This is a genomic window from Clostridium taeniosporum, assembly GCF_001735765.2.
Lineage (GTDB): Bacteria > Bacillota > Clostridia > Clostridiales > Clostridiaceae > Clostridium > Clostridium taeniosporum.
In genome coordinates this window covers 257313-281731 of sequence record NZ_CP017253.2, presented here as the reverse complement: position 1 = coordinate 281731, position 24419 = coordinate 257313, and the positions used below count along the sequence as shown (strand labels likewise).

Below are 24419 nucleotides of genomic sequence, written 5' to 3'. Positions count from 1 at the left end.
GATAATTCTCTATTTATATTGATAAATTTTTTAACTTAACCTATATATTAGTATAATATTTTTCATTAATATTGACAATGTTTTAAGCTTATGTTCATAGATATATATACTAGTAATAAAAAGTATATAATCCATTTTTTAATCAAAAAGGAAATTTAGAATTATTCCGTAAAAGTATTAAAGATTTTCTTATACTATTTTTTATTCTACTTCTATTAATATTTTAACTAAAATATGCTATAAGTATTTTTCAATTACTTATAGCAAAAATTTATAAAAATTCAATATTTATTTTTCTAATTTTTTTAAAATTATTTTATAACCATTACTACCATAATTTAAGCACCTATTCACTCTACTTATAGTAGCTGTACTTGCTCCTGTAACCTCTGCTATTTCAGTATATGTCTTTTTATTATTTAAAAGCATAGCAACATGAAACCTTTGAGCTAATGATTTTATTTCATTAATAGTAGCTACATCTTCAAAAAAGTTATAACATTCATCTATATTTTCAAGTTCTAAAATTCCTTTAAAAAATAAATCTAATTCTTTGCTTTTAATTTTTGAATCTGATGAACTCATTATTCTCTCACCTCTTTAATTATTTCCTCTTTAAATATTATAACTTTAACTTCTTTTCTTCACAACTTTAATATATAAAAGCATTAACTTTCTGTATTTCGTTCCCTACTTGGTTTAGTCATTTCTTTAAAACTCTTAGTTCTCATATCATCATATATAGCTTTTGTTGGAACAAGCCATACTTCTCCAGTTCCTCTATATACATTAACGAAACCTTCTCCACTTGTTATTGAACCTGTAATAGATTTTGATGATTTTTCTACTGAGAATTCAATATTTCCAGTTCTTAAAATTGCAAAGTTTCCATCTACTTTTAATGTATCATCTATTAATATGCATTTAAATATTTCAGTTTCAGGAACTGGTATTTCTAATGCTACTATACCATTACCACTTATTTTAGTTTGGCATAATCCTTCATTTCCTAAAAAAGCTGAGGATAAATTTTTTTGTATTGATGCTCCTACCTCAATTCCACCTTCACAAGCACAAAACAGTCCATCATCTACAATTATTTCATCATCTTCTAACTCAATTAAAGCAAAATGACCAAATGATGATTCTAAAAATATTTCCCCTGATCCTCTATAAACTGGTTTAAACATAGTTTCACCTGTTAATTTACTTGTAATAAACTTTTTTCCTAAACCCAATACCCCTCCCATATTACTCTTAATATCTATATCACCTTTCATATAACTCAAAAGACCAGATTCTAATTTTACTGAGCTATCATCAAGTATTATTCTTATTTGTTTTAATTTTATATTACTTTCATTAATTATATTTAATCCAAAAGCGGTTTCTAAATCTGTAGCTCCATTTAAATCAGTATATTCTAAAATTTGAAATTTTGAATCATTCTCCATTTCTGTTAACATGGTTAATTTGTTTGTTATATTCAAAGAACTCCTCATAATCATACTCCTTATCTTTTATAATGACTGTATAACATATGTATTAATATATACAATAACCGAATAATCTTATCATTTAACTTTTAAAATTGCTATTTTTATATTGATACTCTATTATATAAATCTCGTCTCTTTTTAGAATAATTATACAGAAACATTAAAAATCTAATATAATCATTTTATACTGTACTAAACAATACTATTTTTTTAATTAACATTATTGATTTTTTAACTTAAGTTCTTTAAATAAAGTAACGATTCTTTTATTAAGCACAAAATGAATGTACTTTTGAAACCTCAATAACTCTATAATTTCTATACATAAAAAAGGATATCTCACAATGATTTTATTAAATCATTAAATGAGATATCCTCTATTAATTTATTTTAGTAAACCTTAGCTTTTTCTTCTCCGTCAAGAACTCTTATCGCACCTTGAGCTAATGCTAATAATTCATCTTCTCCTGGATATACAGTTACTGGAGCTATCCATTCTACATTTGATTTTAAATCTGGAACAAGTGTTGGTGAATATGCAATTCCACCTGTTAATAATATTTGATCAACTTTTCCATTTAATGCAGCTGACATTTCTCCAATAGTTTTTGTTATTTGATAAAGGAAAGCTTTATATATCTTTTCGCATTCTTTATCTCCAGCTTCCATTTTGTCTATAACACCTTTAACATCATTAGTGTTTAGGTATCCAACAAATCCACCTTTACCAACAACCTTAGTGTATACTTCTGATTCAGTATATTGTCCGCTAAAGCACATTTTAATTAAGTCACCTACTGGCACTGCTCCTGCTCTTTCTGGTGAAAATGGTCCATCACCATCTAAAGCATTGTTAACGTCAACTACTTTTCCTTTTTTATGGGCTCCAACAGAAACTCCACCACCCATGTGTACAACTATTAAGTTTAAATTTTCGTATCCTTTTCCACTGTCTTTACCATATCTTTTAGCTACTGCTTTTTGATTTAAAGCATGGAATTTACTCTTTCTTGGAAGTTCTGGAACTCCTGATAATCTTGCTACATCATCTAATTCATCTGTAACAACTGGATCTACTATAAATGATGGTATATTTAATTCGTCACCAATTGATTTTGCTATTATTCCTCCAAGATTTGAAGCATGAGGGCCTTGTACTCCTACTTTTAAATCTTCTATCATTGCGTCATTAACAGCATAAGTTCCGCCTTCTACTGGTTTTAGCATTCCACCTCTACCAACTATTGCACTTAAAGTAGTTATATCAAAATCTTTTTCTTTAAGAACACTTAATATTACATCTTTTCTAAATTGAAATTGATCATAAATAGTTTCATATCTTTTTATTTCTTCATTAGTATGTCTTAATGTTTCTTCAAATAGTTCTTTCTCATCTTCATAAACTCCTATTTTTGTAGAAGTTGATCCTGGATTAATAATTAATAATTTATATGACATTAAATAATACCCCCAATAATAATCTTATTTAGCATTTTCAGCAACTAATGCTGCTAAAGCTATAGAATTTACTTTTGTTTCAAATTTATCAGCTCTTGATGTTAGAATAACTGGTGCTGATGTTCCTACTAATAAACCACCATTTTTACTCTTTGATGTATAAGTTAAGCATTTATACATTACATTACCAGTTTCTATATTAGGTAATAATATAATATCTGCTTGTCCTGCTACTGGACCTGTAATACCTTTATGATGAGCAGCCTCTTCTGATAACGCATTATCTAATGCTAAAGGTCCATCTACTATACAACCTTTTATTTGTCCTCTATTATTCATAGTAGTCAATAATGACGCATCTATTGTTGCAGGCATGTCTGGATTAACAACTTCAACAGCACATACTGGTGCTACCTTTGGAACTTGTATTCCACAAGCATGAGCTACTGTTACAGCATTATTTACTATTTGAACTTTAGCTTTTAAATCAGGATAAGTGTTGAATGCAGCATCTGTTAAAAATATTAATCTATCCATACCTTCAACTTCAAATACTGCTACGTGAGACATAACTTTACCTGTTCTAAGACCTACTTCTTTGTTAAGAACACTTCTTAAGAAAGTTGCTGTGTCTACTAAACCTTTCATAACCATATCTGCTCTTCCACTTGATACTAATTGAACTGCAAATAATGCCGCTTTTTTAGTATCTGGTTCATGAATTATCTCGAATTGAGTTAAATCCATTTTTATTTTTTCTGCGATTTGTCTTATTTTTTCTTGATCTCCAACTAATATTGCATCTGCTATTCCTTTTTCTTTAGCCGCCATTACTGCTTCTAAAACTGGTTCGTCTTGTGCTACTGCTACTGATAACTTTTTTTTCTTATTTGCTTTTAATTTAGATAATAAATCATCAAAGTTTTTACTCATTATAAATGCACCTCTTATTCTAATAAATTAATCTATCTATATTAACTTTATTTTCCTTTTTATTTTATTAATTAACTATATTTTAAACTCATTATCTTTATTGTAACAAAAAATAACGTAATATTGGCCTTTTTTAGAATATTGAGACTATTTAATAAATTTATTTAAATTATTAAAGTTATTAAAGTATTAATAAAATTGATTTATTATACTTTCTGCTACTTTAACTCCATCAACTGCTGATGAAACTATTCCACCTGCAAAGCCAGCTCCTTCACCTACTGGATAAAGACCTTTCACTGTTATGCTTTCAAGTGCTTTATTTCTATGAATTCTAACTGGAGCTGATGTTCTAGTTTCTATTCCAGTTAAAATAGCATCTTCCATCCCATATCCTTCTATCTTTTTAGAAAAATTTTGTATGCCTTCTTTTATTCCTTCTACAACATAATTAGGTAAACATTCTTTTAATTCTCTAAATTCATACCCAGGTAAATAACTTGGATTAACACTACCTAATTTTGTGCTAGGTCTATCATTCATGAAATCACCTAATAATTGTATTGGTGCTTTGTAATTGCCACCACCTGATTTAAACGCTAAACATTCATAATGTCTTTGGAATTCCATTCCACTTAAAGGAGAATCTCCTTCAAAATCTTCTGTAGAAACTGTTACAACTAATGCAGAATTAGCATTAGCTAAATTTCTTGCATGATAACTCATACCATTAGATACTAATCTTCCTTCTTCTGATGCTGATGCCACTACTGTTCCACCTGGACACATACAAAAAGAATATATCCCTCTATTTAATTTTTCACTTTTATAAGTCAATCTATATTCTGCTGATCCTAATCTTGGATGATTATGATAATCTCCATATTGACTAATATTTATTAATTCTTGAGGATGCTCTATTCTAACACCTATTGCAAAAGGCTTTGCTTCCATAGAAATACCTCTTTTATACAGCATTTCATATGTATCTCTTGGACTATGACCAATAGCTAAAACTAGAATTTCACATTCTAATTCTTTTCCATTAACAACTATGTTTTTTAATTTATTATTTTCATATTTTATATCCTCTAATTTTGAATTGAAATGAATTTCTCCACCAAGAGATTTTATTTGTTCTCTTATGTTTTTTACAACACCTTTTAAGATATCTGTTCCAACATGTGGTTTTCCTAAATATTTAATTTCTTCTGGAGCTCCAGCATTTACAAGTTCTTCTAATATATAAGCACATCTTGGATCTTTTATTCTTGTTGTTAATTTTCCATCAGAAAATGCACCTGCTCCACCTTCACCAAATTGTACATTTGATTCAATATTTAAATTTCCAGTCTTCCAAAAATCTTCAACTGTCCTTGTTCTACTATCAACCTCTTCTCCTCTTTCAAATATAATAGGCTTATATCCATTTTGTGCTAAAGTTAGTGCTGCAAACATACCTGCTGGACCGAATCCAACTATAACTGGTCTGCTATTTAATTTAATATCACCTTTTTTTATTTGTAACCCCTTATCATCCTCTTGGAGAATAATATTATTATCTTTAATTTTAGATACTATCTTCTTTTCATTATAACATTTTATATCAACGCAATAATTAAATTTTATGTCATTTTTCTTTCTTGCATCTAAACTTTCTTTTATTATAGTTAATTTCTTTATATCCTTAGAAGATATCTTTAATTTCTTACTTATCTTTTTTATTAATACTTCTTTATTATCATCTATACTTAAAGTTAAATTATTTATTCTTATACTCATATGTACTTTCTCCTATTTTATTTTTAATAATTAATTGTACTTTAAATTTATATCAATATATTCAATAGATAAAGTAAAATTGCAAGTACTCATTCTAGTTTATTTATAAATATATCAGATATATATTTCAATTATAAGTTTAACCGATTATATCATAAAAAATAGCCACAATTAAATAAGTTGTGGCTATTTTATTATTTATTTTTTAAAACTATTTGAACATCTTCAACTGATAGTATATTAAAATCAGTCCTATTACTTACGCTAGTAACTGTAGGTTTATAAGTATAAGCTCCAGGCTCACTTATATTTGATAGATCAACTGTAGCTTTTAATTCTCCATCAGGTATATTATTTAATACTGATTCTAATCCTGAAACACTTACATTAACAGTTTCCTTAGATGAATCAACTACTAAATTGGGATCTAAATTTATATATTCCACTATACATGAAATATCTTTTGATACATCTTGTATCTTCTTAACTGCAAATTTAACCTTAACATTTTGGCTATTTTCCTGTGTAGTAATACCTTCTGGTAATTTTAAGTTTGTATTTATTTCAGCATCAGATGTAATATTACTTATATTAATTTCCTGTGTATTTATAGAATTAATGCCACTTAACAACTTATCATCACCTATAATATGAATTGATTTAGGCTCAACAGTCATACTTTCTATAGATATACCATCACTTGACTTACCTGTAGTTTTTATATTTATTGGAACTGTTTTTCCATTATTAATTGTTATATTTAATTCAGATTCATTTATATTAGATTTAATTCCCTTAACTTCCTTATTGTCTTTAGTTATAAATCTAATAGGAAATTTCTTATTAAAATCTTTATCTAAATTTTCTACATTTCCTATAAGGATGCCCCTATCAATTTTATTTACTTGAGTTTCTGGACCTACTATAGTTGCCTTTTGTGGCGATATAGATAAATCTCTTTTATAAATATTCTCTTTATAATTAACATTTACCTGAGATTTTAAAGAGATTTCTTTTGTCACTAATGTTTCTAGTTTAACTTTTATTCCTATAAATCCATTATTTTTTATATTTATATTTTGAGGGTAACTTACTATTTGAATAGGAATTATATTTTCCCCATTTTTAAGTGCATATGAACTCATATCAGCTATTAATTTAAAAGAATCTTTTTTTGCGTTAGTTATATCACTTGTAGCCCCTTCTAGTGTTAAGTTAACTGTAAAATTTTCATCTTCTACTATAGCTAAATTAGATTTTGAAATACTATCCATATTTATTAGTTCTACTGGTACGCCTTTTAACTCATATGTTCTTACAGGATTCTCCACATTTGATATATAGAGCCAAAGACCAAAAGATAAAAGCAAACAAATAATCTTAGCTATTAATGATTTATTTTTATTCCCCTTACCCATGATCTCACCCTCTCCTTAGCATCCTTAACATTTTTCTTATTTCTATTCTCAATTATATTTGATAATATGCTTCTTAATCGTTCTTTATCATACCCTCTACTCAATTTTCCATTTATAGCTAACGAAATTACTCCTGTTTCTTCAGATACAATAATTATTAAAGCATCAGAAACTTCTGAAAGCCCTAATCCTGCTCTGTGTCTAGTACCTAATTTTTTATTAATATTATTATTATTAGTTAAAGGAAGAACACATCCTGAAGCTAGTATTTTATTATTTCTAATTATTGTTGCTCCATCATGCAAAGGAGTATTCACTACAAAAATATTTTCTAAAAGGTTTGAACTTATATTGGCATCTAATATTGTTCCAGATGAAACTATTTCTGCAAGACCTGTCTTTTGTTCCATTACTATTAATGCACCAGTTTTACTTTCTGATAAATTTTGTACAGCATTAACTATTTCATTTATAGAACTTTGTATACTCTCTTTATCGTTTGCATAATGTACATCCTCAAATGCCGATCTACCTATATGTTCTAATCCTCTTCTAATCTCTGGTTGAAAAATTATAATTACAGATAATACTCCAATTGTAAGTGTCTTATTTAATATAAAATACAACATATCTAATTTTAATAAATAACTTATTGGTATTAATACTATAATTAACACTATACCTTTTAGTAATTGCTCCGCTCTTGTTTCTTTAATAAGCATATATCCTTTATAGAATATATAAGAAACCACTAATATATCTAATATTGACCACAAGGACATATTGTTTAAACTCTTTATTATTAGTGATATAAAATCTTGCAATACTTTCACCTCCAATTTTGCATATATATAAAATTATACATCAAAATTTCAATTATTATATACAAAGAGAATTACTATTTTATTAAAAATTCATTATTTTTATAATATTTTTTTAATCAACATAATATAAGTAATATTAAGTAACTAAAAATATATTATTGATTAATAAGGATGAGGGGGTTATGGTTATGATAAATTTTTCAATAGATAAAAAAACATTAAAAATTGTAAGTTTATTATCTAGTTTATTTATACTAATACTTATATTATTAACGTTATTTTTTAAAAATACTGAACTAAATAAAATAAATAAAATTTCTAAGACAATAACAACTATAAATTCATCATTAAAATTCGATGAAAATGATGCTAATATTAATTTCAAAAATACAAATGAACTTTTAAATAAAAATCTTAACTTATTAACTGAATTAGATAATGGTTTAAATAATTTAAATTTTAAAAAATCTACGTCTAATGAATTAAAAAATAACTTAAAAGATTATTTAAAAACAAATATTGATCTATATAATTCTATTATATCTATTATAAATAATAAGAATAATAAATATTTTCAAGTATTATATGAAAACTTAATAAAAAACCAACAAAATTTTCTTAAAGAAACAGATACATTATCTAAATCTAACATTAAAATTTCACTTTCTAAAAACTTAAAAACATTTTTTTCAGACTTAAATAAATTTTTAAATAAATCATATAAGTCAGTTAGAGAAAATGATATTCTAAATGAACAAAAACGTGATTTCTTTATACAAGTTAATGACTTATTAAATAGATTTTCCGAGTTAAAAGATGATGTTAAACCTGCTTTAGAAAAAATCAGAGAAGATAAACGAGATTTATCTGTAGTAATGTGTGATATTAATGAAAAATACTCAAACTTTAATAAAATAAAAGATAGTTCTTTATCAATATCTATTCCTGTTGGTGCTGATGATTGTTATGAAGCTTTAAAAGAAACTATTTCTGCATATGATTCTTATATAAATTCTTTTAAAAAAAGTGTACAAGATGAAATGAATTTATATGAAAATTCAAAATCTAATTTCAATAATGTAGATGACTTGTATGTTGATTCCTTTGATAAATATAATTATTTTTTAAGCAATCTTGATAACCTACAAAAATCCATATTATCATATAAATATTAATTTATGTATATAAGAATATTTTCAGGAGATAATATTATTGGTTTGAAATATACCAGAGGAGGATTTTTTATGAAAAAAATATATAGTCTTTTCATAATTAATTTAATGCTATATCTTTCCGTTATTAATAACAAAGTTGCTTATGCTGAAGTATTAAGTAACAATTTTCATACTAATCTTATATCTAGACATGAAAGCAATGAAACTTATTTAAATAATATAAACATTGAAACTCAATGTAATGCACAATTAAATAACAATACTATAAATAAAAATATTTTAGATGAATCTACAGTAGAAGTTTTTAGTTATAATACAAAAAAACTCTATATAACGGAAAATGATATTGAATTAATGGCTAAGCTAGTTTATGCAGAGAGTATTGGTGAACCTTATGATGGAAAAGTAGCCGTTGCATCAGTTGTTTTAAATCGTGTTATGAGTCCAAACTTTCCAAATTCAATAAGAGAAGTAATCTTTCAGAAAAATGCTTTTTCATGTGTTAAAAATGGAAAAATCAAAGCTAATCCAAATCAAACATGCTATAATGCCGTCTATGATGCTATAAAAGGGTATGATCCTACAAACGAAGCTTTATTTTTTTATAATCCAAGTACAGCAACTTGTGCATGGATGCATCAAACTCAAAAACAAGATACAAAAACAATAGGACATCATACATTTTTCAAAATTAAATCTTAATAAGGTATATGAAAATAAATAACAAGTTAAAGATGCAACGGATATTTTGTAAAATAAACTGACTTTGGTTCTACTAATAGTGTGCTATTAGTAGGTTTTAAGGAAGAAGTAGTTCGCAAAATAAACTAGCATACTGACTAGTTATTTATTTGAATGTGCCTAAAAAATAACGACCAAATCATACAATTAAATTGATTAGGTCGTTATTTCTTCAAATTATTTAACTATAAGTTACTCTTTTATTATTAATGAAAACATCTTTATTCAAATGTTCCTCTTATTATACATTCACCATCTTCAACCATCTTTATTCCATTAGATATAACTATATCTATATCTAAAGAATCCTCATCAACTATTACTAAATCTGCATCTTTTCCTGCTAATATTCTTCCTTTATTGTACAATTTTAATATATCTGCTACATTTGATGTTATAACTTTTATGGCTGTTTCAATAGGTGTATTATATTTTTTTATGCTTTCTTTTACTTGAGTATAAAGAGATTCTACAGAACAAATTCCAAGACCTATCATTTCTTTATTTTCATTAAACTTTGGCATACTTCCATTACCATCAGATGAAAATGTTATATTTTTTATTGGTAATCCTGATTCGATATACTTTTTTAATCCTTGTGAAGCTGTAAGTTCTCCATCTTCTAAAAAGTTCACGTCACTACTTGTGGTTAAATCTATAAAACCACCTTCTTTTACATAATTTAATCCTTCAATAAATAAATTAATATTTCTATTAATATGAGTAGGTAATAGTTGAGAAACTGGTATATCTGATTCTTTTATTAATTTAAATAAATAATCAAGTTTTCTTTTTCCTTGACCTATATGCACATTTACAACTCCTGATTTACCAGATAGTATTCCTCCAACCCTAGATTGTGCTACTAATTTAACAAATTCTTCATAACTAGGTTCTGAACTTCTATTATCTGATAATGCTATTTCTCCAACACCTATTATTTCTTCAATTAGCATTAAATCTCTTTCAATAACGTCAGTTAATGTTTTTACAGGAATAGCATATGATCCTGTATAACAATATGCAGATATTCCTTCTTCTTTTAAGGATTTTACTTTTGCTATTAAAGATTTTATACTTCTACACTCACTATCAGTCCCAATACATCCAACTACTGTTGTTATTCCACTTGATGTTAAATTAGATAATTGAAGTTCTGGTGTACGTGTTCTATAGCCACCTTCACCACCACCTCCAATAAGATGTACATGACTATCTATAAATCCTGGAAATATAATCTTATTTTTTCCGTTTATTACATTAATCTTTATGAAAGTATCTGATATATCTATGTTCTCATAAATTCCTTCTATCTTTCCTCCTGCTATTACAATATCTCTTATACCTAAATACTCAGGAGCATATACCTTAATATCCTTGATTACTGATATCATTACTATCACATCCCATATTAATTTTTTATCTTAAATTAACTATTTAATATTTGGTTTATTGTTTCATTAATATACATTGAGTCAGGAAAATTATCTACCAATTTACTGGCATAGTAAACACTTTTTTCTTTATTAATAGAACTAAGTATTAATGAAAGATTATATAATGCATTATCTGTATATGAGCTATTAGGATATTCTTCATAATATAATTCATATAATTTTATTGCTTCATCGAAATTATTTAATTGCTCTAAAGTAACTGCATTATAAAATACAATATGTTCTCTTAAATAATTGCCATTACTATATGTATATGCTTTATTAAATTCAACATTAGCATTTTCATAATTTTCTTTATTATACTCTTCCATTCCCTTTCTATAAAATTCTTCAATTCCTGAAGTCTTTAATAAATTTATACATTTTCTATATACCCCTTTATAATCATTTGGGATATCCTGTTCATTTACATTTTCTAAAACATAATAAATATTATCAAATTCTGCATTTTCTAAATACTCATTCAATCTGTTTAAATCTAATTGTGCTTTTTTCTTTTCTTCATTAACAGTTGATTCTGAAATAGTTTCTTCTGGAATTTTTGATTCAGGTTCTTTTACTTCTTCAGTATTTGTTACTTCTGATTTGTTTATATTTACCTCTTCTTGACTTATTTGTGTATTACTATCTTTTTTATTATTAATTTTAAAATTATCTTTAAATACATAGATAGTTGTTGCAAATATAAATGCCATTAAAATCCCTATAATCCATTTTATAAGACCATTAGAATCCTTTTTATATGCTTTGATTTCTATTAATTGCTTTTTTATTTGTTTTGCTACAATATAGTTTTTATCTGTAGACAAAACTTTATTCATATATGTTATACACTTATTTATTTCGCCTTTTTTTTGATAACATAATGCTAGAGCTGTATTTACCTTTATACAGTTAAAATCACTTTCTTTACACTTTTTAAATATTGCTATTGCTTCACCTATTTTTAATTCTTTTAATTTTTTCTCTCCAAGTTCATATAATTCTACCCTTACTTCATCTTCTTTAGCACTATTTATATAATTCTTAGATATCTCATTATTATTAATGTCTTTGTTAATTTTCCATACTGTAATAGCTTCTTTTAGTTTACCTTGCTGATATAATATAAGTCCTTTTAGATTTAATATAGATGGATTCTTTAAATTACAAGATAATCCTTCTTCACATATTTTTAAAGATTTAGATAGTTCTCCATTCTGATAATATTTTATAGCTTTATCATAATACCTTTTACTTGCTTTTTTCATATTATTCCCCTTTATTGTAAATACGTATAAATTTTTAATTAATCTAAGTATAGTATAAGAATAACATAGTATTGATTAACAGAAAAATTATAAATCAAACTATGTTTTTTTATATATTTTTATTGTTTGCTAAAATATTTTTTAAATTAAAAACTCCAAAATAATATTCCTAATATTGCTGATATAAGTACACATATTATTGGATGAATTTTACGAGATAATAATAATGCTCCAATTATTAAAGTAACTATTATTGACTTTATATCTACATAAGATTCTTTAGCTAAATCAAAAAACGCTTGAAGTATAAGAGCTATTAATATAGGCCTCATCCCAAGTAATGCACTTTTTACCAAATTAGAATCTTTAAATTTCTCCAAAGTTTTTGAGCATATAGTAACTAATATAAATGATATAGTTATTATACCTATAGTGGCAAATAGGCTACCTAAAATCCCTGATACTTTAAATCCAACAAAAGTAGCTGAATTAATAGATACTGGTCCCGGTGTCATTTGTGATATACCTATGATATCCATAAAGTCACTTATTGTAAGCCATGAATTATTGGTTATTATCTCCTTTTTAATAAATGGAATCATGGCATATCCTCCACCAAAACTAAATGCTCCAATCTTAAAAAAGGATATAAATAATTTCAATAATATCATAGTTTATACCTTCTCTCTTAAAAATATCATTCCATATATTGCTGACACTAAGATAACAATTACTGGATGAATATTAAATATTATTAATGCTATAAGTGCTAAAATTATCATTATTAATGTTCTTAAATTCTTTTTTACACCTTTTGATAAACTTATTACACCAAACAAAACCAACATTGGTACAGCTGCATTTATTCCTTTAAAGGCTAAATTAACAAAATAATTATTCCTAAATTGCATAAAAAATGTTGCAATTAAAATTATTATAAAAAATGATGGTAATGTTACTGCTAATATAGCTACTACTTCTCCTAGCATTCCACCTATCTTTTGCCCAATAAATGCAGAGCAATTTATTGCCAATGCACCTGGTAAACTTTGGGATACTATTAAAAAATCCATAAATTCCTCTTTAGTAAGCCATTTTTTCTTATTAACAACCTCTTCTTCTATTAAAGGAATCATTGCATATCCCCCACCAAAAGTAAAGGCACCAATTTTGAAAAATGATATAAACATTTCTAAAATTTTATTCATATATAATCCTCCACTTATAAATTTTGCTATTAATTATTTTATCATTAAACAAACTATATTATTAAAATTACTTAATAATTTTTATAAAAAATCATTAAGTAATTTTAGAGGATAAATTTTTTAGCCATACATATTTTTCAAATATAGTACAGAAATAATCATATAAAAAATATGTATTTTAAAATTTCACTAAGAATTTTTTCCTTAAATCTTTAATTCTTCAATCTCCCCTCTCAGCTAATATTTACTTCAACTTAGATCTTATCAGCTTTTCAAGCTTTAAAATTTATATAACTTCCTAAAAATAAAAAAAGATGGAGTAAAACTCCATCTTTTTATTAATTATGTTAAGGCATATGAAAATAAATAACAAGTCAAAGATGTCACGTATATTTTGTGAAATACAATGATTTGGATTCTTATAATAGTTTTGCTATTAGTAGTCTCCAAAGAAGTGATAGTTCACAAAATAAACTAGCATAATGACTATTTATTTGAATGTGCCTAAATATTATTATTCTTGTTCTAAAATTATTTTCTTAGCATTTAATATTGATGTAGCACTCATTGAGAACTCATCTAATCCATATTCAACTAATGTTGGTATAGCTGCTTCATCTCCAGCCATTTCTCCACACATTCCAACCCATTTTCCATGTTTATGTGCACCATCAATAGTCATTTTTATTAATCTAAGTACTGCTGGATGCATTGGATTATAAAGATATGAAACTTTTTCGCTCATTCTATCAGCTGCTAATGTATATTGAATTAAATCATTTGTCCCTATTGAGAAGAAATCAACATGTTTAGCTAATTCATCAGCATAAACTGCTGCTGCAGGAATTTCAACCATTATACCCCATTGAATATTTTCTGAGTATTCTTTTCCTTCTGCTTTTAATTCAGCTTTACATTCTTCAACTACTTCTTTAGCTTGTAAGAATTCTTCTAATCCTGAAATCATAGGGAACATAACACAAAGGTTACCATATACAGAAGCTCTTAATAATGCTCTTAATTGAACCTTAAATATTTCTTTTCTATCTAAGCAAAGTCTTATTGCTCTATATCCTAAGAATGGATTCATTTCTTCTGGTAATGGTAAGTATGGAAGAGTCTTATCTCCACCAATATCAAGAGTTCTTATAACAACTTGATTACCTTCCATTTTTTCAAGAACAAATTTGTAACTTTCAAATTGTTCTTCTTCTGTTGGAGCACTATCTCTATCCATGTATAAGAATTCAGTTCTGAATAATCCTACACCATCTCCACCATTTGCTATAACACCAAGTACATCTTCTGGTTTACCTATGTTTCCGCAAACTTCTATTCTTCTACCAGACTTAGTAGTTGTTTTTACATCTATTAATTTCTTTAGTTCTTCTTGTTCTGCTTTAAACTTTTCTTGTCTAGCTCTGTAATCTGCTAAAACTTCTTCTGATGGGTTTATGATTACGTCTCCAGTTAATCCGTCAACAATAACCATATCTCCTGTCTTAACGATTTCAGTGATGTTACCTAAACCAAGTACTGCAGGTATTTCTAATGTTCTAGCCATAATAGCAGCATGTGAAGTTCTTCCGCCTATGTTAGTAATAAATCCTACTACTTTACTTCTATCTAATTGAGCAGTATCAGATGGTGTTAAATCATGTGCAACGATTACGGTATTGTTTTCATTAATGGCAAAAGCATCTCCACCTTTACCAGCAAAATTAGATATTATTCTTTTTGATACGTCTTTTATATCTGCTGCTCTTTCTCTCATATAATCATTATCCATAGATTCAAATATAGTTACAAAACTGTTTGTAACATTTTCTATAGATTTTAATCCATTAAGACTGTTTGTTTCTATTTCACTCATCATTGCTCCAGTAAATTCTGGGTCATCTAATAATGTAATATGTGCTTCAAAAACAGCAGCTTTTTCTGCTCCCATTTCTTTTTCAGCTTTATCTTTAATAGCTTGTAATTGTGATTTTGAATCATCTAATGCTTTTTGTAATTTTTCTTTTTCACTTTCTATATCACTAATTAAAGCGTCAGTTATAACTATTTCTTCATTTTCAGTTAAAAATGCTTTTCCTATTGCATATCCTTTAGATGCAGCAATACCTTTTTTCATCTCTAAAAACTCCTCCTCGATATTTTGAAATTGTTTTTTATAACTTAATCTATGGTCATTAATCCATTATGTTATTTGAGAATAACTTCTAGATTTAAAATTCTAACTTTAGTTATTATAACATAATTTTTAAAATATTTAATAGCTTATTGCTAATTTTATAAAAAATTTTTCAAAAATTCTCAAATTATTTTATAAATCATCAATTAAAGTAGAAACTTTCGCGTAAGCTGTCGATTTAGCTTCAAAAAAATCAGTTTTTACAGAATTAGAATTAGCAACAATATCAACCCATGTAGCTGGATTTTCATCATAACCTGAAAACAATGGTTCTAGACCTATTTCCTTAAGTCTCTTATTTCCTAAATATTTTATATAATCTTCAATTAGTTTTTTATTTATTCCTTGAATTTTATCTCCTATTACATAATGTCCCCATAATATTTCATTTTCAACACCAGTACGCATCATTTCTCTAAGTTCATTTTTTAAATCAGTTGTAAAACTTTCTGAGTTTTCATTTTGTAATTCTTTTATTATATTTCTAAATAACCATAAATGAGTGTTTTCATCTCTGTTTATATATCTAATTTCCTGAGCTGAACCAGGCATTTTACCATTTCTTTCTAAATTGTAAAAAAACATAAATCCTGAATAGAAGTATATTCCCTCTAATATATAATTGGCCATTAATGTTTTTATTAAGTTATATTCATTAGGATTATTTATAAACTCATTATATAAATCGCCTATAAACTTATTTCTCTTTAGTAAAATTTCATCATCTTTCCATTGATATAGTATTTCATTTCTTTCTTCTGGTGAACATATACTATCAAGCATATAGCTATAACTTTGAGAATGAACAGCTTCTTGAAAGCTTTGAATAGTTAGACATAAGTTTATTTCACTTGCTGTAATATAACTATTTATATTACTTAAATTAGCTGTTTGTATAGAATCTAAAAATATTAAAAATGATAATATTTTGTCATAAGCAGTTCTTTCTTCTGGTAAAAGCTTTTTGTAATCTTTTAAATCTTGTGATAAATTAATTTCTTCTGGTATCCAAAAATTATTCATTCCTTGTCTGTACCATTCAGAAGCCCATGTATATTTCATATTATTAAAATCATTTAAATTAGTTGTATTTCCATTTATAATTCTTTTTAATCCTGGATCTCTATCTCCAAATTCATTAAATAGTGGTTTTTTCTTTACTTCCATAATTATTTCTCCCCATTTTATTAATCATCTAGTTATTTTATTTTTTGTGTTATTTTTTCATAGTGTACTTTACACTATCTTTTCTTAAATACGAACAAAAAGCTCCACCCTTTTTTTAGTTGAGAGTGGATAATTGAAAAGCTTAGAATTTTAGTTAAAAATCCTAAATTTTTTTTGAAAATATATATTTCAAAATTCCCTAAAGAATTTTTTAATCAACTCTCCACTTTCCAATATCAATTCTTAATTTATTTTATTCATTGCATAAGTTCAAATTGCCAAATATAAAATTTCAACATTTACTTTTAAGCTCCTACTTATGCTGAGCAACTTTCACATTCTGTTACTTCTAAAGATTTAGACCTTACATAATAGATAGATTTAACTCCACATTTACATGCTTTTATATATAAATTCATTATTTGTCTCATTGTATATTGAGTTGTTATATATAAATTAAATGATTGTCCTTGATCTATATGTCTTTGACGAACTCCATTTACTTCTACACACCAACCTTGTTCTAAATTATAGGCAGTATTATAATACCAATAATTATCTTCTGAAAGATTTGGTGCTGTCTTAGGAATTATCATACCCTTCTTTTCTTCTAAATAAAATCTAGCCATTATCGGATCAATGCCTTCTGAAGTTCCTGCAATAGTTGCAGTTGATCCATTCGGAGCTACAGCAATTAAGTATCCATTTCTCATACCAAATTCCTTAACATTTTTTCTTAAATTATCCCACTTTTCATCACTATATCCTCTAAGTTCAAAGTACATTCCATTTTCCCAATCTGAGCCATCAAACAATTGGTATTTTCCTTTTTCCTTAGATAAATTCATACTGGCTTTTATTGAATAATAATTAATTCTTTCATATACATTATCAACAAATGTTTTATGCTTTTCTTCTGTCCAATGAATTTTATTATTAGCTAACATATGGTGATAACCACTTGTTCCAAGTCCTATTCCTCTATATCTTTTATTAGTTATTTCAGCAAATGGAACTGAATAGTAATTTAAGTCAATTACATTATCCATAGCTCTTATTTGTGTTTCAACAACATATTCTAATTCTTCATCATTAAGTACATCTATATTTCCAAGCACTAATGATGAAAGATTACAAACAACAAAATCCCCTGCCTGTATATTTTGCATTACTGTATATTTATCATTATCTTTAATTGTAGTATCTCCATTAACTTTCATTGCACTCATATTCTGCATAATTTCTGTACATAAATTTGAAGAATATATCATTCCTTTATGTTTATTAGGATTCATTTTGTTTGCTGTATCTCTAAAAAATGCGAAAGGTGCTCCTGTTTCTGCTGCACTTTTAATTATCAGTCTTACTAAATCTTTAATTTTAATGCTTCTTTTTTCAATCTTATCATCTTTAACACATTCAAAATATTTTTCTTCCCATTCTTTACCATAGAAATCTTCAAGTGAGTATCCTTTTACTGTTTTTATTTCATGAGGACACATCATATGCCAATCACTATCTATATTTTCTTCAGCAAGCTTCCAAAATAAATCTGGATAACAAACTCCAGGAAATACATCATGAGCCTTCTTTCTATCATCTCCATTATTGGTTCTAATTTGCAAAAATTCAGGTATATCCTTATGCCAAGCATCTAGCCATATTGCTACTGATCCATTTCTAACTCCTAATTGATCTACTGCAATTGCTGTATCATTAAATAGTTTTACCCATGGAATCACTCCACCTGATGCCCCTTTAAATCCTCTAATCGGAGAACCTAATGCTCTAATTTTCCCTATATATATACCCATTCCACCACCAAATTTTGAAACTTTAGCAAAGTTATCTAAGGATTTATATATTCCTTCTAAGCTATCATCAACAGTATCAATAAAACAAGAACTTAATTGATAAAACGGCTTTCTAGCATTTGACATTGTTGGAGTTGCCATTGTAGCCTTAAGTTGACTTAAAACATTATAAAATCTTTTTGCCCAATATACTCTTTTTTCTTTAACTTCTGGAATAGCAAGATGCATAGCAATTCCCATAAACATTTGTTGTGGAAGTTCTATAATTTTTCTATTGTAATCTTGAACCAAATATCTTTTTGCCACAAGATCTATTCCGCTATAGTTAAATAGAAAATCTCTCTCTGGTTTAATTTCTTTTTGAAGTTTTAGTATATCTTCCTTTGAATAATTTTCTAAAATATATTCTCCATAAAGATTTCTTTCTGTTAACTCCTTTATAAATTCATAATAATTATCATATAAATTTTTATCTGAATCTAAATTTCTATTTTCTCTTACTTTATCATAAAGCTCATATATATATATTGTTGATGCTGCATACTGCCAATTAGGTTCCATATCATTAGTTAAATCTAAAGAAACCTGAATTAAAGATTTTCTAAGTTCACTAATATCCATTCCATCCCTCATTATATGTTCCAATGATTTTAATAATTTTTCTTCTGTATATGTACCATCATTATCTTTAATTCCGTTTAATGCTAAATCGCAAAGTTTCTTCAAAATCAATATTCCCGCTCCTCTACTACATATTGTGTATATATTTTTATTATTTATATTTAACATACAACATATCGTTTTAACGTTTATAGTATAATTGCTAATATTATAATTGTAAAACTCTAAAAAACATATTTTATTTACAAAAAAAGTGGTTAATCTTCAATTTGCTATGAATTAACCACTTAATCAATAAATTTTATTTATTAATATTATTTATTCTTCAAAGGCAATATTATATATATCTTAAACATATCGCCTTCTCTTTCTATTTTAGTTTTACCGTCATGTAATTCAACTATACTTTTTGTTATAGCTAAACCCAACCCAGAGCCTTCAACACTTGAATTTCTTGATTTATCTGCTCTAGCAAATCTTTCAAATATTTCTTCTTCATCAAAATCCATTTCGTAATTTGATATATTCTTTACTACAATTTCAACATTATCATTATTTTTTTCAACTTCTATATAAACTCTTGTATTATCCAATGAATATTTTAATGCATTAATTATTATATTTTCTATTGCTCTAGAAATTAACCTTCCATCTAATTCCACAAATATTTCTTCTTCATTACTAATAACTTTAAAGTTTATATTTTTATGTTCATAAAGAAAACTATATTCCCCTATTCCTTGATGTATAAGAGATAAAATATCTAATTTATCTTTATTTAATACTATTTTCCCACTATTTATTTTTGACATTTCAAATAAATCGTCAATTAATGATTTTAATTTTAATGATTTTGAATCTAGTATTGCTAAATAATCTTTTCGTTCTTCTTCTGTAATATCTTTATTTTTTAATATATTTACATAATTTATTATAGAAGTTAATGGCGTTTTCAGATCATGTGATACATTTGATATCAATTCAGTCTTTAGTTTTTCATCCTTTACTCTTTCATATAAAGAATTCTTATATCCTTCTTTTATTAAATTAATATTAGTAATCAACTCTCTAATAGTTATTGAACCAAAAACAGGTATATCTTCATCTAAATTACCCTCATTTAATTTTTTAAGTCCTTCATTAATAACTGCAATATCTAATGTCTTCTTAACCGTAAATATTACCATTAAAATTAAAGCTGTTATTATTGAAATAGCTCCTTTAAATGGATATGTTTTAAAAAATCTTACAAAAATATTATTTTCATATCCACCTATTGCAAGGAAATAAAGATAAGTTATTAATATTATTATTATTATTGCTAATGATATTAATAATGTTTTACTTGTTTCCCTATACTTAAATCCATTTTTTAAAACGAAAATTATGCTATTTATTATATTAGATTTTATTTTTTCTTCTTTATTTCCTCTTCTAGCTATTACTAATAATATCTTAATAATTAAAAATACATAAATTAAAAATAAAAGGGATAAGCTTATTATTTGCTTTCTTATTGCCATCATTTCTTCTTTATAAGTATCTGTAGAGGTATAATAAACTTCTTCAAAATTTTTAATTGTATCATCTAAATAGTTTACTGATCCCTTGTTAACCAAATAATTAAATTCTTTTTCATTATCAAATCGTACACTTACTACTCCCTGTTTCTTAAACCTATTATTTAATAAATTGTCTATTTGATTTTCCTTTATGTATTTAATGGATGAATCTAAAAATGGATCATTTGTATATAGCTCTTTAGTATATTTATTTCTAATTATAAAATAAACATTATCTCTTAATTTTAAATGACTATTGTATTCCTCTACATTACTATTAAAATACTTCATTAACTGACCTATTTTTTCTTTTATTTCGTTACTTCCAGTTAATAAATCATATAATCCATCTGTAGTTTCATATATTAATTGAGAAAATGCTTTACTATCTTCACATAGTTTCTTTGTTTCATATTCTTTTTCATTAAATACAGATTTAATTAAATTTACATTATTATTTTGTTTAATAAAATCTTTATATTCTAAAGCTGCCGAAAATAATATTCCTGATATTAATATTATAAGTAGTATATCTATTAGATATATTCCTCTTAAATAATTTTTAATTCTCTTTTTCAATTTTATAGCCAATTCCCCACACCACCTTAATATATTCAGGCTCTTTAGTGTTTATCTCAATCTTTTCTCTTATTCTTCTTATATGAACTGTAACTGTATTTTCACTCTTATAAAATGGTTCTTCCCATACTTTTTCATATATTTCTTTTATTGAAAATACCTTACCTAAGTTTGAAGCTAATAGATGTAATATTTTATATTCTGTAGCTGTTGCTTTTATTTCTTCTCCTCTTACAGTAATACTCTTAGATACTGTATCTATAACTAAGTCTTTTACTGTTATTACTTGCTCCTCATCTTCTATATTTAAAGGCTTGTCATATCTTCTTAATTGAGATTTAACTCTAGCAACTAATTCTAAATGATTAAAAGGTTTTGTTATATAATCATCAGCTCCAACATTTAAGCCAAGAATTTTATCTGAATCTTCACCTTTTGCTGATAACATGATTATAGGTAAATTTTCTGTTTCTCTTATTTTCAGGCATGTTCTTATACCATCAAGTTTAGGCATCATTATATCTAATACAAGTACATGTATTTTTTCATTATTAAGAATTTCTAATGCTTCTAATCCATCTGCTGCCTTAAAAACTTTTAAATTTTCTCCTCTTAAATATATTTCAATTGCATCTCTTATTTCTTTTTCATCATCTACAACCAATACGTTATACATAATTTATCAACTCCCAATCTTAATATTTATTTACACATGAAATTAAAAATTCTATTTATATCAAATTAGGCTTATTAATTACTAATTAAGTCTTGAAATTCTTTAGCATCTCTTACTGGATTAAAATCATCCTCTTCTTTTGCTTGATTTTTTACAACTCCATCTATTTCTATTGCTTTACTTAAATATTTTATAGTATTTTTAACATCCCCTCTTCTTCCATATATAGATGCTATACCATAATAAGTCCATATATAATTTTCTATCTCTAAATTTTTATTATACCACAATAATGCTTCATCTAGTTTTCCATATAACTCATAAGTTAAAGCTTTATTAAAAATTGCATACCCATATTGTGGTTGAATTTCTAATGCTTTGTCTATATCTTTTATACCTGCTTCAAAACTTTCACTATAAGATTTAGCTATTCCTCTTATATTATATCCTTTTGCACTATTTGGAAACTCTTTTATAATCTCATTTGATTTTTTAATAGATTTATTATATTCTCTTGAAAAAAACAATGTATACGCTTCATTATATAATTTATTTTCTTTTTCATTTTCTGTAATTTCATTCTTACCTTCTTGTACTTTATTATTATCATTATTTATATTACTATTTCCATCTAATATCTGAGCATTTTCAATATTCTCTTTATCAATAATATTTCTATTTCCGTGATTATTAATTCCTTCAAATAATAATATTACTAAAGTTATCACTAATAATATTAATAAAATTATTATTTTAATCTTTTTGCTTCCTGGTAATTTTGTTCTTATCATATTACTTCTCCTAACTATATTTTAAATTGATAATTAACTTTTAATAAAATAATAAAAAGATACAACTAAAGTATTAAACTAATTTAAAACAATTAATTTATAAAGATATTATCTATTATAATACTAATGTTTTCAATTATTACTACACATTATTACAAAAAATATGTTATGGTATATACGTAACTTGATTTTTATTCTATAAAGTGTATTAATATTTAATACACTCAATTTATATATATTCAAAGGAGTAATTTTGATGGGTACGATCAGCAAATACAAAAACATAATCATTGATACTGCATTTATTTTTTTAGGATGTCTTATAGCTTCTCTAGGTGTAAATCTATTCTTGTCTCATGCCAAACTATTAAGTGGAGGTGCTACAGGTATTGCACTTATACTAGAATATACTACTGGACTACCTTCTGGTATCGGTGTATTTATTATAAACATGCCTCTATTATTATTAAGTTATAAAAAACTAGATAAAAATTTCACTATATACACAGCAATAGGAATGATTTCTTTATCATTATCTTTAATTTTAACAAGGCCTTTTACAAATATTATATATATAAATGATATACTTCTTTATTGTATATATGGTGGTGTTTTATGTGGCATAGGATATGGATTAGTATTTCTAAGACATGGTTCAACTGGTGGAACAGATGTAATAACTATGCTTATAAGAAAAAAATATTCCAACTTTAATATTGGTAGCTTAGGTTTTTCTTTAAATTGCATAATAATTATAATTGGAGCAATCATATTTGGATTACCTCAAGCACTATATACATTGATATCAGTATTTACTCAAGGTATTGTATTAGACAACGTATTAAAAGGGTTAAGCAGTAAAAAATTATTACTTATTCTAACAGAAAAAGAAGAAGAGGTTATAAATTATGTTATAACTGATTTACATAGAGGAGTAACCTCTTTAGTTGCTGAAGGAGAATATACTCATCACAAAAAGAAGATGCTTTATTGTATAGTTACAACTAGACAAATGCTAAATTTAAAAACATCTATCCATAATATAGATCCAACAGCATTTATCACTATAGTAGATATATCTGAAGTTAAAGGCAAAGGTTTTAAAAATATTTAGTATTAAAGAAGAGCTCTCATCAATTGATTATTTGAAAAATTATCAGCTGATGATAGCTCTTCTTTTATTTTTGCATATATTATTCTTTTGTAATTATAGTACTAATTTGCCTGATATTTTTACCAAACAGTATTATCTCCTAATGCTTATCCTTCG

At 25.8% G+C, this 24419-nt stretch carries 20 protein-coding genes; 3 read left to right on the top strand and 17 right to left on the bottom strand.

What is annotated here, in order from left to right:
- Positions 1-288 precede the first annotated feature (288 nt).
- The 7 genes from BGI42_RS01370 to cdaA form a co-directional block, all read right to left on the bottom strand.
- The gene (locus tag BGI42_RS01370) at positions 289-585 is read right to left on the bottom strand and encodes a YerC/YecD family TrpR-related protein (RefSeq protein ID WP_069678621.1); all 297 of its coding nucleotides are present in this window, start codon (positions 583-585) and stop codon (positions 289-291) included.
- A gap of 83 nt (positions 586-668) precedes the next feature.
- Positions 669-1502 carry an AIM24 family protein gene (locus BGI42_RS01365; protein WP_069678620.1) on the bottom strand — a complete coding sequence of 278 codons (834 nt, stop codon included), beginning with the start codon at positions 1500-1502 and terminating at the stop codon, positions 669-671.
- A 387-nt stretch (positions 1503-1889) separates the two neighbouring features.
- Positions 1890-2957, bottom strand: a complete 1068-nt coding sequence (gene buk, locus BGI42_RS01360; protein WP_069678619.1) for a butyrate kinase — start codon at positions 2955-2957, stop codon at positions 1890-1892.
- A 24-nt stretch (positions 2958-2981) separates the two neighbouring features.
- On the bottom strand, positions 2982-3890 hold the full coding sequence (gene ptb, locus BGI42_RS01355; protein WP_069678618.1) for a phosphate butyryltransferase: 909 nt from the start codon (positions 3888-3890) through the stop codon (positions 2982-2984).
- Positions 3891-4079: 189 nt separating this feature from the next.
- A complete protein-coding gene (locus tag BGI42_RS01350; protein ID WP_069678617.1) occupies positions 4080-5672 on the bottom strand; it encodes an NAD(P)/FAD-dependent oxidoreductase in 1593 nt (530 codons plus the stop codon).
- A 194-nt stretch (positions 5673-5866) separates the two neighbouring features.
- Entirely contained in the window at positions 5867-7090 is a 1224-nt protein-coding gene (locus BGI42_RS01345; RefSeq protein WP_069678616.1) for a CdaR family protein, read from the bottom strand.
- Entirely contained in the window at positions 7060-7914 is an 855-nt protein-coding gene (gene cdaA, locus BGI42_RS01340) for a diadenylate cyclase CdaA (RefSeq protein ID WP_069678615.1), read from the bottom strand. The genes BGI42_RS01345 and cdaA overlap by 31 nt, the downstream gene beginning before the upstream one ends.
- 188 nt (positions 7915-8102) lie before the next feature.
- Here cdaA and BGI42_RS01335 point away from each other — a divergent pair, with 188 nt between their 5' ends.
- Positions 8103-9089 (top strand): hypothetical protein, encoded by a 987-nt coding sequence (locus BGI42_RS01335; RefSeq protein WP_069678614.1) that lies wholly within the window; start codon positions 8103-8105, stop codon positions 9087-9089.
- A gap of 69 nt (positions 9090-9158) precedes the next feature.
- Complete coding sequence (locus BGI42_RS16655) at positions 9159-9791, top strand: cell wall hydrolase (RefSeq protein ID WP_069678613.1); 633 nt, start codon at positions 9159-9161, stop codon at positions 9789-9791.
- Positions 9792-10051: 260 nt separating this feature from the next.
- Here the strand turns inward: BGI42_RS16655 and iadA are convergent, their stop codons facing one another.
- The 10 genes from iadA to BGI42_RS01280 all read right to left on the bottom strand — a co-directional run bounded on the left by iadA (position 10052) and on the right by BGI42_RS01280 (position 23149).
- A complete protein-coding gene (gene iadA, locus BGI42_RS01325; protein WP_069678612.1) occupies positions 10052-11224 on the bottom strand; it encodes a beta-aspartyl-peptidase in 1173 nt (390 codons plus the stop codon).
- A gap of 35 nt (positions 11225-11259) precedes the next feature.
- On the bottom strand, positions 11260-12537 hold the full coding sequence (locus tag BGI42_RS01320; RefSeq protein WP_069678611.1) for a tetratricopeptide repeat protein: 1278 nt from the start codon (positions 12535-12537) through the stop codon (positions 11260-11262).
- Between the two features lie 146 nt (positions 12538-12683).
- A complete protein-coding gene (locus BGI42_RS01315) occupies positions 12684-13208 on the bottom strand; it encodes a chromate transporter (protein WP_069678610.1) in 525 nt (174 codons plus the stop codon).
- A 3-nt stretch (positions 13209-13211) separates the two neighbouring features.
- Complete coding sequence (locus tag BGI42_RS01310; protein ID WP_069678609.1) at positions 13212-13745, bottom strand: chromate transporter; 534 nt, start codon at positions 13743-13745, stop codon at positions 13212-13214.
- A gap of 514 nt (positions 13746-14259) precedes the next feature.
- A complete protein-coding gene (gene ptsP, locus BGI42_RS01305; RefSeq protein ID WP_069678608.1) occupies positions 14260-15879 on the bottom strand; it encodes a phosphoenolpyruvate--protein phosphotransferase in 1620 nt (539 codons plus the stop codon).
- A 192-nt stretch (positions 15880-16071) separates the two neighbouring features.
- The gene (locus tag BGI42_RS01300) at positions 16072-17106 is read right to left on the bottom strand and encodes a ribonucleotide-diphosphate reductase subunit beta (RefSeq protein ID WP_069678607.1); all 1035 of its coding nucleotides are present in this window, start codon (positions 17104-17106) and stop codon (positions 16072-16074) included.
- A 317-nt stretch (positions 17107-17423) separates the two neighbouring features.
- Positions 17424-19649, bottom strand: a complete 2226-nt coding sequence (locus tag BGI42_RS01295) for a ribonucleoside-diphosphate reductase subunit alpha (RefSeq protein WP_084023895.1) — start codon at positions 19647-19649, stop codon at positions 17424-17426.
- A 206-nt stretch (positions 19650-19855) separates the two neighbouring features.
- Positions 19856-21694: a sensor histidine kinase gene (locus tag BGI42_RS01290; protein ID WP_069678606.1), complete on the bottom strand. Its 1839-nt coding sequence runs from the start codon at positions 21692-21694 to the stop codon at positions 19856-19858.
- Complete coding sequence (locus tag BGI42_RS01285; RefSeq protein ID WP_069678605.1) at positions 21666-22358, bottom strand: response regulator transcription factor; 693 nt, start codon at positions 22356-22358, stop codon at positions 21666-21668. The genes BGI42_RS01290 and BGI42_RS01285 overlap by 29 nt, the downstream gene beginning before the upstream one ends.
- 74 nt (positions 22359-22432) lie before the next feature.
- On the bottom strand, positions 22433-23149 hold the full coding sequence (locus BGI42_RS01280) for a tetratricopeptide repeat protein (protein WP_069678604.1): 717 nt from the start codon (positions 23147-23149) through the stop codon (positions 22433-22435).
- Positions 23150-23405: 256 nt separating this feature from the next.
- On the opposite strand from BGI42_RS01280, the gene BGI42_RS01275 reads away from it, so the two are divergent.
- Positions 23406-24263 (top strand): YitT family protein, encoded by an 858-nt coding sequence (locus BGI42_RS01275; RefSeq protein ID WP_069678603.1) that lies wholly within the window; start codon positions 23406-23408, stop codon positions 24261-24263.
- Positions 24264-24419 lie beyond the last annotated feature (156 nt).